This is a genomic window from Mycobacterium gallinarum, from assembly GCF_010726765.1.
GTDB classification, from domain to species: Bacteria; Actinomycetota; Actinomycetes; order Mycobacteriales; family Mycobacteriaceae; genus Mycobacterium; species Mycobacterium gallinarum.
Window position 1 is genome coordinate 2,976,350 of the sequence record NZ_AP022601.1, and the last position, 14,071, is coordinate 2,990,420.

The 14,071-nt window shown below is 66.4% G+C and carries 14 protein-coding genes; 6 read left to right on the forward strand and 8 right to left on the reverse strand.

Annotated elements, in window-relative coordinates; genetic code table 11:
* Nucleotides 1-8 precede the first annotated feature (8 nt).
* Both G6N42_RS14410 and G6N42_RS14415 read left to right on the forward strand, forming a co-directional pair.
* Entirely contained in the window at nucleotides 9-1,178 is a 1,170-nt protein-coding gene (locus G6N42_RS14410) for a sensor histidine kinase (protein WP_163730203.1), read from the forward strand.
* Between the two features lie 8 nt (nucleotides 1,179-1,186).
* Entirely contained in the window at nucleotides 1,187-1,807 is a 621-nt protein-coding gene (locus tag G6N42_RS14415) for a response regulator (RefSeq protein WP_163737518.1), read from the forward strand.
* Nucleotides 1,808-1,810: 3 nt separating this feature from the next.
* Here G6N42_RS14415 and dapC read toward each other — a convergent pair whose 3' ends face one another.
* Nucleotides 1,811-2,920 carry a succinyldiaminopimelate transaminase gene (dapC, locus tag G6N42_RS14420; RefSeq protein WP_163737521.1) on the reverse strand — a complete coding sequence of 370 codons (1,110 nt, stop codon included), beginning with the start codon at nucleotides 2,918-2,920 and terminating at the stop codon, nucleotides 1,811-1,813.
* On the reverse strand, nucleotides 2,920-3,243 hold the full coding sequence (fdxA, locus tag G6N42_RS14425) for a ferredoxin (RefSeq protein WP_083123932.1): 324 nt from the start codon (nucleotides 3,241-3,243) through the stop codon (nucleotides 2,920-2,922). The genes dapC and fdxA overlap by 1 nt, the downstream gene beginning before the upstream one ends.
* Nucleotides 3,244-3,553: 310 nt before the next feature.
* Here fdxA and G6N42_RS14430 point away from each other — a divergent pair, with 310 nt between their 5' ends.
* From G6N42_RS14430 to G6N42_RS14440, 3 genes are all read left to right on the forward strand, one after another.
* The gene (locus G6N42_RS14430; protein ID WP_163730204.1) at nucleotides 3,554-4,123 is read left to right on the forward strand and encodes a PadR family transcriptional regulator; all 570 of its coding nucleotides are present in this window, start codon (nucleotides 3,554-3,556) and stop codon (nucleotides 4,121-4,123) included.
* Nucleotides 4,120-6,153: an NADPH-dependent 2,4-dienoyl-CoA reductase gene (locus G6N42_RS14435; RefSeq protein WP_163730205.1), complete on the forward strand. Its 2,034-nt coding sequence runs from the start codon at nucleotides 4,120-4,122 to the stop codon at nucleotides 6,151-6,153. Before G6N42_RS14430 ends, G6N42_RS14435 begins: the two co-directional genes overlap by 4 nt.
* 107 nt (nucleotides 6,154-6,260) lie before the next feature.
* Nucleotides 6,261-7,307 (forward strand): LmeA family phospholipid-binding protein, encoded by a 1,047-nt coding sequence (locus G6N42_RS14440; protein ID WP_163730206.1) that lies wholly within the window; start codon nucleotides 6,261-6,263, stop codon nucleotides 7,305-7,307.
* 69 nt (nucleotides 7,308-7,376) lie between these two features.
* Here G6N42_RS14440 and G6N42_RS14445 read toward each other — a convergent pair whose 3' ends face one another.
* From G6N42_RS14445 to G6N42_RS14455, 3 genes are all read right to left on the reverse strand, one after another.
* Nucleotides 7,377-7,937, reverse strand: a complete 561-nt coding sequence (locus G6N42_RS14445) for a YceI family protein (RefSeq protein WP_163730207.1) — start codon at nucleotides 7,935-7,937, stop codon at nucleotides 7,377-7,379.
* Between the two features lie 111 nt (nucleotides 7,938-8,048).
* Nucleotides 8,049-8,510, reverse strand: a complete 462-nt coding sequence (locus G6N42_RS14450; RefSeq protein WP_163730208.1) for a DUF2231 domain-containing protein — start codon at nucleotides 8,508-8,510, stop codon at nucleotides 8,049-8,051.
* A 131-nt stretch (nucleotides 8,511-8,641) separates the two neighbouring features.
* A complete protein-coding gene (locus tag G6N42_RS14455) occupies nucleotides 8,642-11,221 on the reverse strand; it encodes a bifunctional FO biosynthesis protein CofGH (RefSeq protein WP_163730209.1) in 2,580 nt (859 codons plus the stop codon).
* Between the two features lie 214 nt (nucleotides 11,222-11,435).
* Between G6N42_RS14455 and G6N42_RS14460 the strand changes: the two genes are divergently transcribed.
* A complete protein-coding gene (locus G6N42_RS14460; RefSeq protein WP_163730210.1) occupies nucleotides 11,436-12,611 on the forward strand; it encodes a hypothetical protein in 1,176 nt (391 codons plus the stop codon).
* Nucleotides 12,612-12,614: 3 nt separating this feature from the next.
* Here G6N42_RS14460 and G6N42_RS14465 read toward each other — a convergent pair whose 3' ends face one another.
* The 3 genes from G6N42_RS14465 to mshB are packed head-to-tail and all read right to left on the reverse strand — an operon-like array spanning nucleotide 12,615 to nucleotide 14,033.
* A complete protein-coding gene (locus tag G6N42_RS14465) occupies nucleotides 12,615-13,043 on the reverse strand; it encodes a hypothetical protein (protein ID WP_174262078.1) in 429 nt (142 codons plus the stop codon).
* The gene (locus G6N42_RS31490) at nucleotides 12,995-13,117 is read right to left on the reverse strand and encodes a hypothetical protein (protein WP_286201668.1); all 123 of its coding nucleotides are present in this window, start codon (nucleotides 13,115-13,117) and stop codon (nucleotides 12,995-12,997) included. Before G6N42_RS31490 ends, G6N42_RS14465 begins: the two co-directional genes overlap by 49 nt.
* Nucleotides 13,118-13,157: 40 nt before the next feature.
* A complete protein-coding gene (gene mshB, locus G6N42_RS14470) occupies nucleotides 13,158-14,033 on the reverse strand; it encodes an N-acetyl-1-D-myo-inositol-2-amino-2-deoxy-alpha-D-glucopyranoside deacetylase (protein ID WP_163730211.1) in 876 nt (291 codons plus the stop codon).
* Between the last annotated feature and the right edge of the window lie 38 nt (nucleotides 14,034-14,071).

Consider the following 14,071-nt stretch of genomic DNA (forward strand, 5'->3'; position numbering starts at 1 on the left):
ATCGCGGTATGAGTGTGGACGCCCCGCGAGGCGCCGAATGGCATTGGCTGTGGATGGTCTATGTCGTCGGCGTCTGCGCGGCGGCCATGTTCGCGGTGGTCGTGCTCGATCATCGCTTTCCGGGTGACATACCCGTCGCGATCGCCGCGATCGCAGGCATGGTGCTCTGCGTGGTGACATTGGGCCGCAAGATCTTTGCGCTTCCTGAAAACAGCTGGGCTGCAGCATGTTTCGTCGGAGTTGTGGTCGCGCTGTGGACGCTGGCGCTGTGGGCCTCTCCGGTCGCGGTGGCAGCGGTGCCGACGATCTATCCAATCGTGTTCGCGACACTGACGCTGCGCGTCGCCTTGGTGATCACCACGGCGATCAACCTGATCCCACTGATCCTGGTCATCGTCAGGGAAGGAATTCCTTCGCCGAATCTCGGTATCGCCATTGCGTTCACCCTCATCGGGGTGATCATCGCGCCGGTGATCGGGACTGTGATCATCACGTCGATGCGGCAACGCAGACAGCTGGCCACCCTGGTCTCCGAACTGGCGGCCACTCGCGCCGAGAGCGCCCGTTTGTCTCGGGCGGCGGGCACTGCGGCGGAACGGGAACGACTGGCCCGCGAGATCCACGACACGCTAGCTCAGGGGTTCACCAGCATCGTCATGCTCGCCCAGGCCGTCGAACCGGAGCTGGAAACCGATACCGCCGCGGCGAAGAGGCACGTCGAATTGATCGGCGCCACTGCACGGGAGAACCTCGCCGAAGCGCGGGCGATGGTGGCCGAACTGACGCCGAGTCCGCTGGAGGAAACGCTGCCCGCCGCCATCCAACGACAGTGCGATCGACTCGCCGCCGAGACCGACGCCGCGGTCACCGCCCGCATCGCCGACGATCTGCCCACCCAGAGCATGGCCGCCGATGTGGTGCTGCTGCGTGCCACGCAGGAGGCGTTCGCGAACATTCGCAAACACGCGCAGGCCAGCGCGGTCACCGTCGACCTGGCACCGTCGACCTCAGGAGTCCGGCTTACGGTGACAGACAACGGTATTGGAATGGACAGCAGGCACCCAGAGGGCTTCGGGCTGCGCGGAATGCGAACCCGGGTGGCGCAGGTCGGAGGTGCGATGACCCTGTCCACCGGTCCCGGCGGCGGGACGACGTTGACGGTCGAGGTGCCGACATGACGGCCGCCATCACGAAGGTGCTGCTCGTCGACGACCATCCGGTGGTCCGGGAGGGTTTGCGGGGCATGATCGACGCCGAGGCCGACCTCGTCGTCGTGGGCGAGGCGGGGTCGGGCGCGGAGGCGGTCGTGATGGCCGAATCCCTGCAACCTGACGTCATTCTCATGGATCTGCGGATGCCGGACGTCGACGGCGTCACAGCCACCGAGCGAATCCTCGCGGCGCTGCCGGGGACACGCATCGTCGTCGTCACCACGTACGAGTCCGACACCGACATCCTGCGCGCGGTCGAAGCGGGTGCGGCGGGCTATCTGCTGAAGGATGCGACGCGATCCGAACTCGCCGAGGCCGTTCGCGACGCGGCGCGAGGTAAGACGGTGCTGGCGCCGACGGTTGCCGACCGGCTGGTCCGCTTTGTGCGCCAACCTGTTTCGGCAGCGTTGTCGACCCGCGAGGTCGAGGTTCTCGGGCTGGTGGCGACCGGTATGACCAACGCTGATATCGGGCGTGCACTGCACATCAGCGAAGCCACGGTCAAAACCCATCTGCTTCGGACGTTCAACAAGCTCGGCGTTTCCGACCGCACGGCGGCGGTGACCACCGCGATGTCGATGGGTCTGCTCGACTGATCGCTAGCCCGTAAGTCGTTGTACCGCAGCGGCTATGCGCTCATCGGAAGCGGTCAACGCGACCCGGACGTACCGAGCTCCCCCGGGCCCGTAGAACTCACCGGGCGCCACCAGGATGCCTCGCTGGGCCAGCCAGGCGACGGTGTCGCGGCACGGCTCGCCGCGCGTGGCCCAGATGTAGAGTCCCGCTTCCGAATTGTCGACGGTCAGGCCGGCCCCCTGCAGCGCGGGCATGAGTACGGTCCTGCGCCGCTCGTAACGCGCGCGCTGCTCCCGTTCGTGTTCGTCGTCGTCGAGTGCGGCACGCATCGCGGCCTGCACCGGAGTCGGCATCATCATGCCCGCGTGCTTGCGCACGGCCAGCAGTTCGGCCACCACCGACGGGTCACCGGCGACGAAACCGGCGCGGTATCCCGCCAGCGACGACGTCTTCGACAGCGAATGGATCGCCAACAGCCCGGTGTGGTCACCGTCGCAGACATCGGGATGCAGTACCGAGAGCGGCTGGTCCTCCCAGCCCAGTCCCAAGTAGCACTCGTCGGAGGCGACGAGGACGCCGCGCTCCCGAGCCCAGCCGACGACCTTGCGCAGGTGGTCGACGCCCAGCACCTTGCCCGTGGGGTTGCTCGGCGAGTTCAGGTACACCAGTGCGGGCGACTGCGGACCCAGCTGCGTCAGTGAATCCGCGCGTACGAACGGTGTTCCAGCCAGCCGTGCCCCGACCTCGTAGGTCGGGTAGGCCAATTCGGGCACCACGACCAGGTCATCAGGTGACAGGCCGAGCAACGTCGGCAGCCACGCGATGAGCTCCTTGGTTCCGATCACCGGCAGCACGGCATGCTCGGCGAGACCGGTGATGCCGTATCGGCGTTGCAGCGCCGCCACCGCCGACGCCAACAACGCGGGTGTGCCTGCGGTCGTCGGGTAGCCGGGGGCGGAACCGGCCGCGGCCAGTGCGTCACGGATCACCGGAGCCACGTCGTCGACGGGTGTGCCTACCGAGAGGTCGACGATGCCGTCAGGGTGTGACCGGGCCAGCGCGGTGACGTCGGCCAGGGTGTCCCAGGGGAACAGCGGCAAGGACGCCGATACGCGCTGCGAGCGAGCCGTTATCAGTCCTTTTCCTGCGGCGGCAGATCCTTGACCGCCTGGGGGTCGTTGTCGGTCTGCCCGACCTTGGACGCACCGCCCGGAGATCCGAGCTCAGCGAAGAAGTCGGCGTTGATCTGCGTGTAGCTGGACCACTGGTCCGGCACATCGTCCTCGTAGTAGATGGCCTCCACCGGGCAGACAGGTTCGCAGGCACCGCAGTCCACGCACTCGTCCGGGTGGATGTACAGCATGCGTGCGCCCTCATAGATGCAGTCGACAGGGCACTCCTCGATACATGCCTTGTCTTTCAAGTCAACGCAGGGTTCGGCAATCGTGTACGTCACAGGTTGCTCCTCGATCTCCTGTCCAATGGGGCTGCCATCTCGGGTCAAGGCCCATGAGTTCTGAGCAAGTATGCGGAATCCATACCTGGACGGTCGTCTCAGTGTGCCCTAACTTCACGCGCCACCCGGTTATGGGTTGCGCGTGGTTACTGATACTAGACGTCGCAGATACAGCTAGACCAGTCACCACACGCCATCATGTCAACCCGCTGATCGGGCGCTCAGCATCGCCCTGACGCCGGTGCGGCTCAGTGTCGGAGCACGATGCAACAAGTTGCATATGAATCGACCGCCGACCTAGGCTGCGCGGGTGGCCCTGCCCCACGCGATCCTCGTCGCCCTATGTGAGCAGTCCGGTTCGGGATACGAACTTGCGCGCCGGTTCGACCGGTCCATCGGGTACTTCTGGGCGGCGACCCACCAGCAGATCTACCGCACGCTGCGGACGATGGAGAACGACGGCTGGGTGGTCGTCACTCCCGTCTCCCAACGAGGCAGGCCGGACAAGAAGGTGTACACGGTGTCCGAGGCGGGCCGCGGCGAACTCGCCCGCTGGATCGCCGAACCGTTGTCCGGACGCGGCAGCACGGTGGCCGACACCCGCACCCGCGATCTGGCCGTCAAGGTGCGCGGCGCCGAATACGGGGACGTCGACGCGCTGCGCATTCAGGTCGGTTCGTTGCGTTCCGAGCGTGCCGAGCTGCTCGACATCTATCGGGGGTTCGAGAAACAGCAGTTCCCCGACCCCAGCGTGTTGAGCGGTGCCGCCCTGCACCAGCACCTCGTGCTACGCGGCGGCATCCGGGCCGAGGAGAGCGCCATCGACTGGCTCGACGAAGTGGCCGCGGCCCTCGATAGGTCCTCGGGGGCGGGCCGGTGACGTATCCGATCCTGTTGTCGCCGTTGGATCTCGGCTTCACCACCCTGCGCAATCGCGTCGTCATGGGGTCGATGCACACCGGCCTCGAGGATCGCGCACGCGACACCGACCGGCTGGCCGCGTATTTCGCCGAACGCGCCCGTGGCGGCGTCGGACTGATCATCACCGGTGGCTACGCGCCGAACCGCACGGGCTGGCTGCTGCCATTCGCGGCGCAGCTGCTCACGTCGTCGGACGCCCGCAGGCACCGCAGGATCACGTCAGCCGTACACGCCGAGGGCGGCAAGATCCTGCTCCAGATCCTGCATGCGGGACGTTATGCCTACCACCCGTTTTCGGTCAGCGCGTCGTCGATCAAGGCGCCGATCAACCCGTTCAGGCCGCGCGCCCTGCGCGACGTCGAGGGCACGATCGACGACTTCGTGAAGTGTGCGCTGCTGGCCCGCGACGCCGGGTACGACGGTGTGGAGATCATGGGCAGCGAGGGCTATTTGCTCAACCAGTTCCTGGCGCCGCGCACCAATAAGCGCAAGGACAAATGGGGCGGAACACCGGAAAATCGCAGGCGCTTCCCCGACGAGATCGTCCGTCGCACCCGCGCTGCCGTCGGCGAGGACTTCATCATCTGCTATCGGATGTCGATGGCCGACTACGTCGAGGACGGTCAGAGCTGGGACGAAATCGTCGCGCTGGCAACTGAAGTCGAGGCAGCGGGCGCGACGATCATCAACACCGGCATCGGCTGGCACGAGGCGCGGGTGCCGACGATCGTCACCTCAGTCCCCAACAGCGCGTTCGTCGACATCAGCAATGCGGTGGCCGAGCACATCGGCATTCCGGTGGTGGCGTCGAACCGAATCAACATGCCCCAAGCCGCCGAGCAGATTCTCACCGAGGGACATGTCCAGTTGATCTCGATGGCGCGTCCGCTGTTGTCGGACCCGGACTGGGTACGCAAGGCGCAGGCCGATGCCGCCGACGAGATCAACACCTGCATCGCGTGCAACCAGGCCTGCCTGGACCACGCGTTCGTGCACAAGACGGTCTCGTGTCTGCTGAACCCCCGGGCCGGTCACGAGACGACGCTGGTGCTGAGCCCGACGCGACTCGCCAAGCGCGTCGCGGTGGTCGGCGCCGGGCCCGCGGGCCTGGCCACCGCCGTCAGCGCGGCGCAGCGCGGCCACCGGGTGACGCTGTTCGAGGCGGGTGACGCCGTCGGCGGCCAATTCGACTTGGCGAGAAGGATTCCCGGCAAGGAAGAGTTCAGCGAGACGCTGCGCTACTACACCCGCATGCTCGACAAGCACGGCGTCGACGTCCGGCTACGGACCCGGGCGAGCGCTGACGAACTGGCCGGGTTCGACGAGGTGGTGCTGGCGACCGGGGTTTCGCCGCGGATGCCCGACATCCCCGGCATCGACCATCCCATGGTGCTGTCCTACGCCGACGCCATCACCGGCAGGCCGGTCGGCAAGAGCGTGGCCGTCGTCGGCGCGGGTGGAATCGGGTTCGACGTGAGCGAGTTTCTGGTGACCACGCCGGCGGGGCCGGCAGACGAATACAGATCGCCGTCGATCATTCTCAAGGAGTGGAAGGCCGAATGGGGCGTGGCCGACCCGCAAGAGACCCGCGGTGCGCTGACGACACCGATCCCCGCGCCGGCCGCCCGCGAGGTGTACCTGCTGCAGCGCACGAAAGGCCCGCAGGGCAAGGGACTGGGTAAGACGTCGGGCTGGGTGCACAGGGCCGCGCTGAAGGCCAAGGGCGTACAGCAGCTGTCCGGTGTGAACTACGAGCGCATCGACGACGACGGCCTGCACATCAGCTTCGGCTCCGAGCGGGCGAACCCAAGGGTGCTCGACGTCGACAACGTGGTGATCTGCGCCGGCCAGGAGCCGGTGCGCGATCTCGAGGACGCGCTGCGCTCCAGGGGCGTCCGTCCGCACGTCATCGGCGGTGCGGCCGAGGCCGCCGAACTCGACGCCAAGCGGGCCATCAAACAGGGGACCGAGCTGGCGGCCCGGCTCTGACCGGGCCATCGCTCGGCCGTTAAGGATTCTCCAAGCGCACTCGCTCAGTCTTTCCGTCAATCACCACGACCGCCTCGTCGTCGCGACTGACTCAGAAGGACCAAGACATGACCTACCCCCGGTACGCCGCCAACACGCTCGGCCCGACGCGCGGAGCGCAATTCCATTCCGCGCCCACTCAGGGCCATCCGATGCGGCCGGCTCCGCAGTTCTATTCCGCACCCACTCAGGCTCAGGGTTATCCCATGCGGCCGGCTCCGCAGCTCTCCCGTCCGGTCCCGCCGGTGCAGCCGCCTTTGCCCCCGGTTCAACCGCCGGCTCCCCCGGCCCAGCCGCCTGCGAAACGCAAGCGCGGCCGTGGTCCGCTCGCGGTCGTCCTCATCCTCGTGATAGTTCTCGCGACCGCCGCCGCGGGAGTGCTCGGCGCCGAGTTCTACGCACGTTCAGTCGCGGTCGACAAGGTCAAATCGGCCGCCGCATGCTTCATCGAGGGGTCCGAGGACTCCGTCGATGTGACCTTCGAGACCTCGCCGCCGGTTCTCATGCAGTACTTCGACGACAAGTACTCCGGGTTCACGATCGCCACCGACGGACCCATCCGCGGCGTTGACGGGGTCACCGCGGACATCGCGGTCGACGACCTCGACCTCAACGGCGGCGCGAACGACCGGGGCACCATCGGCGCGATCAACGCGACCATCGACTGGACGTCCGAAGGCATTCGGCAGTCTGCCAACACCGCCATGAAAGAGGCCATCGACGAATACCTCGAGGGCAGCTTCTTGAGCTTCCTGTCGGACTGGATCTCGACCGACGAGGTCGTGACGAACGTCAAGACCGACCCGTCGACCGGAATCGTCACCCTGGAAGGGATGTTCGACAGCAGCATCGCCGTCAAGCCGGAGACGACCGCCGACGGCGGAATCAAGCTGGAAATCCAGCCCGACGGTTTCACACTCGGCGGAGATCTAGACCTCCCTCAGGAAGACCTGCAGTCCAAGCTCGACGAGATGACGGGCGAACTCACCGACAACAAGTACAACCTCCGGGTGGATTCGCTCGCAGTCACGAACAACGGTGTGGTTGCCGAGTTCTCGGCCAAGAACATCGACATCCCGGCCAGCGACGGGGGGAGCAGCTGCTTGGACATGTAGACCGAAACGCAGCTAGCGCGTCTGCAGGATCTCGTCCTGCAGACGCGCTAGTTCGTTGTGCGGCGGGTGTTACGCCTGCTTGAGTGCCTCGATCTCCAGGGTGACGGCGATCTTGTCACCGACGACGGTGCCACCGGTTTCCAGCGGCATGTCGATGTCGATGCCGAAGTCCTTGCGGTTCAACACCACCGACGCCTCGAACCCGGCGACCTCGCCGTGTCCCATGCCGGGGTTGACGCCGTTGAACTCCAGTTCCAGGGTGACCGGCTTGGTGACACCCTTGAGGGTGAAGTCGCCGTCGACCAGGTAGGAGTCACCGTCAGACCGGACGCCGGTCGAGGTGAAGGTGGCGGTCGGATACTGCTCGGCGTTGAAGAAGTCGGCGGAGCGGACGTGTGCGTCGCGCTGCTCGTTGCGGGTGTTGATGGAGTCGACGGCGATTTCCGCGGTCACGGACGGGGTGCCGTCCTCGGCGACGACGATCGCGCCGCTGAAGGTGTCGAAGGTGCCCCGGACCTTGCTCACCATCAGGTGACGTACGGAGAAGCCGATGGTGGAGTGCACGGGGTCGATGGCCCAGGTACCCGTGGCGAGCTGGGCGGTTCCGGTGGCGCCGGTGGCAGTGGTCATTCGTGAATCTCTTCCTCTACGGAGCGCCGGCCTCCCCGGCGCCTTCGTAGCAGATAAACGGACCCCAGTCCGGTTTTATTTCAGGCCACCATCCGAGGCGAATACGCCAGTTCAGCCCCGATCGCCCCAGACCGCCTGCGCGCCGCTGTCGCCGATCCGCACGACGGTGATGATGGACGACACGCCCACCAGCAGGGCCACGACGGCCAGCATCGCCGCCGCGGCCTTCCGCGGTTTGTCCGACCGGCCTTCCATCCAATGCAGCGCCGCCAGCGCCACCGCAACGATCAGCATGGCGACCGAGAAGTAGATCATCCACTCTCCGCGCTCGGCATGCTCCTGCAGAATCGGCCGCGGCGGGCCCCCGTGCTCCAGAAGCCATTCACCAGCTGATGTGGTCAACGGTGTGAGCACTGCCGTCACCACGGCGAGAGCCAACACCAGCCACACCAGCCGACGACGTGCCGCGGGCCAGATTGCACACAGGATCACGAGCAAGGCGGTCAAGGGCGCGAGTACCACGATGCCGTGTACCAACAGGGCATGCGCGGGGATTCCGGAGATCGTGTCCATGGCCGCTCCAACGGTTGAGGATTGCGACATTCAAGGTATACGCGTTGCAGTCGCAGGAGCGTTCTTTTTGCCTTGAGTTTCCGTAAAGCCTGGCGCAGCAGTGCGTTTCAGGCACTTCTTGTTAGGTAAGGCTAGGCAGCCAGAGGCGTGTATGTCGTGGAGCGCTGTCGCGCCGGCCGGCCGATGCCCTCGGCGATCGAGGTGAGCTCTTCCACGCTCTTGGCCGAGCCGAACTCGGAACCGGCCATCCGCGAGATGGTCTCCTCCATCAGCGTCCCGCCCAGATCGTTGGCACCACCGTTGAGCATCACCTGGGTGCGCTCGACACCGAGCTTGACCCAGCTGGTCTGGATGTTGTCGATCCGGCCGTGCAGCATGATTCGCGCAAGCGCATGCACGGCGCGGTTGTCGCGGTGCGTCGGCCCCGGCCGCGCCCCACCCGCGAGGTACAGCGGGGAGCTCTGATGGACGAACGGAAGCGGTACGAATTCGGTGAATCCGCCGGTGCGGTCCTGGATCTCGCGCAGCACGCGAAGGTGGCCGACCCAGTGGCGCGGCGTGTCGACGTGGCCGTACATCATCGTCGAACTCGACCGCAACCCGACTTCGTGTGCGGTGCTGACGACCTCGATCCACATCGACGTCGGCAGCTTGCCCTTGGTCAGCACCCAGCGGACCTCGTCGTCGAGGATCTCGGCGGCGGTGCCCGGGATGGAACCCAGTCCCGCCTCACGAAGCTCGGTGAGCCAGTCCCGAATGCTGGTGCCGCTCTTGGTGACTCCGTTGGCAATCTCCATCGGCGAGAACGCGTGCACATGCATGGATGGCACGCGTGCCTTGACCGCGCGCACCAAATCGGCGTAGCCCGTGACGGGCAACTCCGGATCGATGCCGCCCTGCATACACACCTCGGTCGCACCCGCGACGTGCGCCTCCCATGCACGGTCGGCGACCTCGTCGACCGAAAGCGAGAACGCGTCCGCGTCACCCTTGCGCTGGGCGAACGCGCAGAACCGGCAGCCGGTGTAGCAGATGTTGGTGAAGTTGATGTTGCGGTTGACGACGAAGGTCACGTCGTCGCCGACGACATCGCGCCGCAATGAGTCCGCCAGTGCGGCAACAGCATCCAGCGCCGGGCCGTCCGCCATTGCGAGGGCCAGGTATGCGTCGTCGGAGAGTGCGGCCGGATCGCGCTCGGCGGAGCGCAGCGCCGAAAGCACGTCGGTGTCGATGCGTTCAGGAGCCTGGGCGGCCAGTTCGTGCACCTTCTCGCGGATCGACTCCCAGTCACCGAACGCACTTCCCAGATCGCTACGCGTCTCGGTGAGGCGGCCGGCATCGTCGATGGCCGAGTGAAGGTCGGTGCGACCGAGAGACTCCCAGGCCTCGTCGGGTTCCTGCCATGGCCGTCCGGTGGGGTTGACGTCCAAGGCCAGACCGGTCTCGGGGTCGGCCAGCGCGTCGACATGCCCACGTACCCGCGGGTCGATCCACGCGGCACCGGCCTGCACGTATTGCGGCTGAGCAGTCAAACGCTGCACCAAGTCGTAACCGGCCTCTGCCGTGACCGCGGACAGCTCGTCGAGCGCGGGCCAGGGCCGCTCGGGGTTGACGTGGTCGGGGGTCAGCGGCGACACCCCGCCCCAGTCGTCGACTCCGGCGCCGATCAGCGCCAGGCATTCCTGGCGCGACACCAGGTTCGGTGGCGCCTGGATGCGGACCTTGGGTCCCATCACCAGGCGCGTCACCGCGATCGTCGCGACGAAGTCCTCGAAGCCGGCATCCGGCGTCGCCGCCATCGCGGTGTGGTCCTTGGCCCGGAAGTTCTGCACGATCACTTCCTGAACGTGTCCGAACTCCTTGTGCGATCGCCGGATCGCATGGATGGTTTCGGCACGCTCTTCCAGCGTTTCGCCGATCCCGACGAGCAGTCCGGTCGTGAAGGGGATCGACAGACGGCCGGCGTCGGCCAGCGTGCGCAGCCTGACTTCCGGATCCTTGTCCGGGCTGCCGTAGTGGGCCAGTCCCTTGGTCTCGAACAGGCGCCGCGAGGTGGTCTCCAGCATCATGCCCATCGACGGGGCCACCGGCTTGAGCCGGCTCAACTCCGACCAGCTCATCACGCCGGGATTCAGGTGCGGCAACAGCCCGGTTTCCTCCAGCACCCGGATGGCCATCGCGCGGACGTAGTCCAGCGTCGAGTCATAGCCGCGCTCGTCGAGCCACTGCCGGGCCTCGTCCCAACGCGCCTCAGGCCGGTCACCGAGCGTGAACAGCGCTTCCTTGCAACCCATTTCGGCACCGCGACGGGCGACCTCGAGGATCTCGTCGGGCTCCATGTACATGCCGAGGCCCTGTGCCCGCAGCTTGCCGGGCACCGTGACGAACGTGCAGTAGTGGCAGGTGTCTCGGCACAGATGAGTGACGGGGATGAACACCTTGCGCGAGTAACTCACCGGCAGCCGTCCGGTCGGACCCCGCCGGCCGGCCGCTTCCAGGCCGGCATCACGCACGCGGGCGGCACTGGCGCACAGATCCGCGAGGTCATCCCCACGCGCGGTCATCGCGATCGCTGCTTCCTCGACATTGAGTGCCACGCCGTCGCGGGCGCGGCGCAGTACGCGCCGCAGGCCTGCAGGGCTGGGTGTGCCTGACTTCGGTGGGATCACCGGGCTGGGCAGATCGGCGCCATGCTGGGGGTTCAGAGCCACTCCCGTGTAACCCCGCGTCCGTCGAAGATCATCCGCGCGTCTCACATTCTGAAACATGGGCGCCTGACATATCGGTCACATTAGTCCGCCAATTGACGCAGTCGGTGCGCCACCGCCGGGTGGGCGACGTCAGCAAAGCAAAAGGTGCGGTCCATTTACGCACGAGCAAACAGTGGCGTAGGTTATCGGAGTCGGGGCTTTCCGGGAGGACAACATGAAACACTCTGCACGCTCGGCAATGGCGGCGGGGGTGAGCATGCTCGCAGTAAGCGCGGCCGTGATCGCTCCGGTGCATCCCTCCGACGCGCCCGCGCCGGATCCGGCGGTCCGGCTGGCGGCGGCGGTGGAGCCACTGCAACCCCCCTGGCTCGCATACCAGCGCAAATCGTCAGAGGCGCAACTCGGGCCGTCAGTCGCATCTGTCGACCTGCCGAATCTCCTCATCGAATGGCTCGAACGAATCATCGTGCCGCCGAGCCTCGGTGCCGAATTCCCGGAGCCCAACTTCCCGCCGGTCATCGTCGGCAATTCGATCGACAGCACTATCAAGAACGTCTACAACGCCATCGAACCGTGGGTGGAGTGGGGATTCGACGTCGCTGCCTACGCCGTTGGCTGGGTTCCCTACGTGGGATGGCTGGCCCCCCAGATCTCGATTTTCTACGATTTCGGCGAACGCATCGTACGAAGCATCACGTTCAACATCGCCGACTGGCTCGGGGGGAACATCAGCTTTGGGCAGGGATTGGTCAACGTCGGAATCGACACCATCAACTCGTTCATCTACCTGGCGAACGATCAATTGGCTTTCTGGCTGCCACCGCTACCCCCGATTCCCCCCATCGGCCCCCTAGCCGCGGAAGATGCGGATGCCGAGTTGAGGACGACGTCACTCTTTGGCCAGACTGCAGAGCAGGCGGGAACCGAAAACCTCGGTGAACTGCCCACGCACGAGGAATTCTTGGGCGGAGGGGAAGAGCTCACCCAAGGTGACGAGCTAACGCACGAGGAAGGTGCCGGCGAACTCGACGGAGGCCTGGGCACTGGCGGGGAAGAGCAGATCGAAGCGATCGTCGCCACCGGGGAGACCAACCCCGGTCCGGCAACCGATCAACTCGAGAATCAGACCGAGGGCGCGACTGAGCCGACCAATTCGCCCGGAACGGTCCGCGCGCAAGGTCAGATCCGCCACTCCCTCGTCACCGCGCCGGGTGGACGGTCGTTCCACGGCCCGAGCACGACCGGGTCGCGTACCGGCAGCCTGACCACGAAGCTGGCCGAACTTGCACAGTCACTGGCACCGAAGGTGACCAAGGCGCCGTCATCAAATGATGACGGCGCGGGCAGCCCGGGTGACCCAGGCGCCGGAGACACCGCCGACGCAAAGTGACACTCAGGCGTTCATGTGACGCCACAGCACCGCTGCGGGGGGCAGCGTGCCGAGTGCGATCAGCAGCAGGGTCCCGTAGGCCATGACCCCGGCGCCGCCGTAGACGATGTCGTCGCCGGGTCCGCCCAGCGACAGCAGCGCAACGGTCAGCAGCCAGGTGAACAGCGGCACCGCCGCCGTTCTCGGCGACGAGGTCCAATGCAGCGCGGCCCACACCAGTGCGGCATTCATCAGGCCACCGATCAGCGCGCTGATCGGAAACGGCCACGTGCCGAGGTAGAACGGGAGAAAGAACGACGCGAGGATCGCGCAGAGGACACCGTCGATGGCGAGCAGCGTCAGAACAGCGACGCGCTGATAGTCAGCGCTGGGAGTGGGCGAGGTCAGGTCGGGATGCTGTCGATCACGCTGGCGATCGAACCGATGACCCACTGAAAGTTGTCGAGCCGGTCCTGCCAGTGCTGCAGGTTCGGATCCAGATCGGGGTCCATTGTCGTCCCTTCCACGCGCACCAGTTGACGGGGAGCTTACCCCGTTGAGCCCCCGCTATTCGAGGTTCAGACCCGCAAGCAGATCGGTTTCCCACCCGCGACGGTCGCGGGCGCCCGCCTCGCCCGACACCAGGATGTAGTGCTCGACGGCGCCGACCGGCAGAGCGATGTTGTTCGACAGCGCCAGCGAGCGGTCGTTGGGCGCGACGGTGACCTGGGTGGCGTGCGCCCGCAGGGCTGCCACCTTGGCAGGCAGCTGATCCGGGACGTCGATGACCGCGTCGATCGCCTCGTCGGGATGACCGAACGACACGTCGTCGATGGACACCCGGATCCATTCGTCTGGCACATCTTCGAGCGCGTTCAGACCCTCGGCGATCGCCGTCGTCGAGAGCACGGTCCAGTACACCTTCGGCACGGTCCACGGCTCGCCCGGATATTCGGAGCCAGCCGACGCCGCAACCGCCGCCATCGTCACTTCGTGGGTGTGGATGTGGTCGGGGTGCCCGTAGCCGCCGTTCGGGTCGTAGGTGACGACGACGTGCGGGCGCAGCTCACGAATGATCGCGACCAGCGCGCCCACCGCCTCCGCGGGATCGGCGTCGATGAAGCGTCGATGACGTCGTGACGGCGTCCCTTCCATCCCCGAGTCTCGCCAGCGGCCGGCGCCGCCGAGGAAGACGGGCTCGTGGACACCGAGCGCCTGCAGTGCCGCCGTCAGCTCACCGATGCGAAACCCGCCGAGTTGGTCGGCCTTGTCGACGGCCAGGTGCGCCCACTGGTCGCCGATCACCTCGCCCTCCTCGCCCAGGGTGCACGTGACCACCCGCACCCGCGCACCCCGGGCGACGTAGTGCGCGATCGTCGCGCCCGTCGTCAACGTCTCGTCGTCGGGATGCGCGTGGACGAACAGCAGCCGTGGACTCTCCATTGGCACAGCTTGCACGATGATTGGGGCTAGATTCACCT

Coding starts and splice junctions, on each gene's coding strand:
- G6N42_RS14410 (WP_163730203.1), top strand. CDS start 9: ATGAGTGTGGACGCCCCGCGAGGCGCCGAATGGCATTGGCTGTGGATG.
- G6N42_RS14440 (WP_163730206.1), top strand. CDS start 6,261: ATGACCTACCCCCGGTACGCCGCCAACACGCTCGGCCCGACGCGCGGA.
- G6N42_RS14445 (WP_163730207.1), bottom strand. CDS start 7,937: ATGACCACTGCCACCGGCGCCACCGGAACCGCCCAGCTCGCCACGGGT.
- G6N42_RS14450 (WP_163730208.1), bottom strand. CDS start 8,510: ATGGACACGATCTCCGGAATCCCCGCGCATGCCCTGTTGGTACACGGC.
- G6N42_RS14460 (WP_163730210.1), top strand. CDS start 11,436: ATGAAACACTCTGCACGCTCGGCAATGGCGGCGGGGGTGAGCATGCTC.
- mshB (WP_163730211.1), bottom strand. CDS start 14,033: ATGGAGAGTCCACGGCTGCTGTTCGTCCACGCGCATCCCGACGACGAG.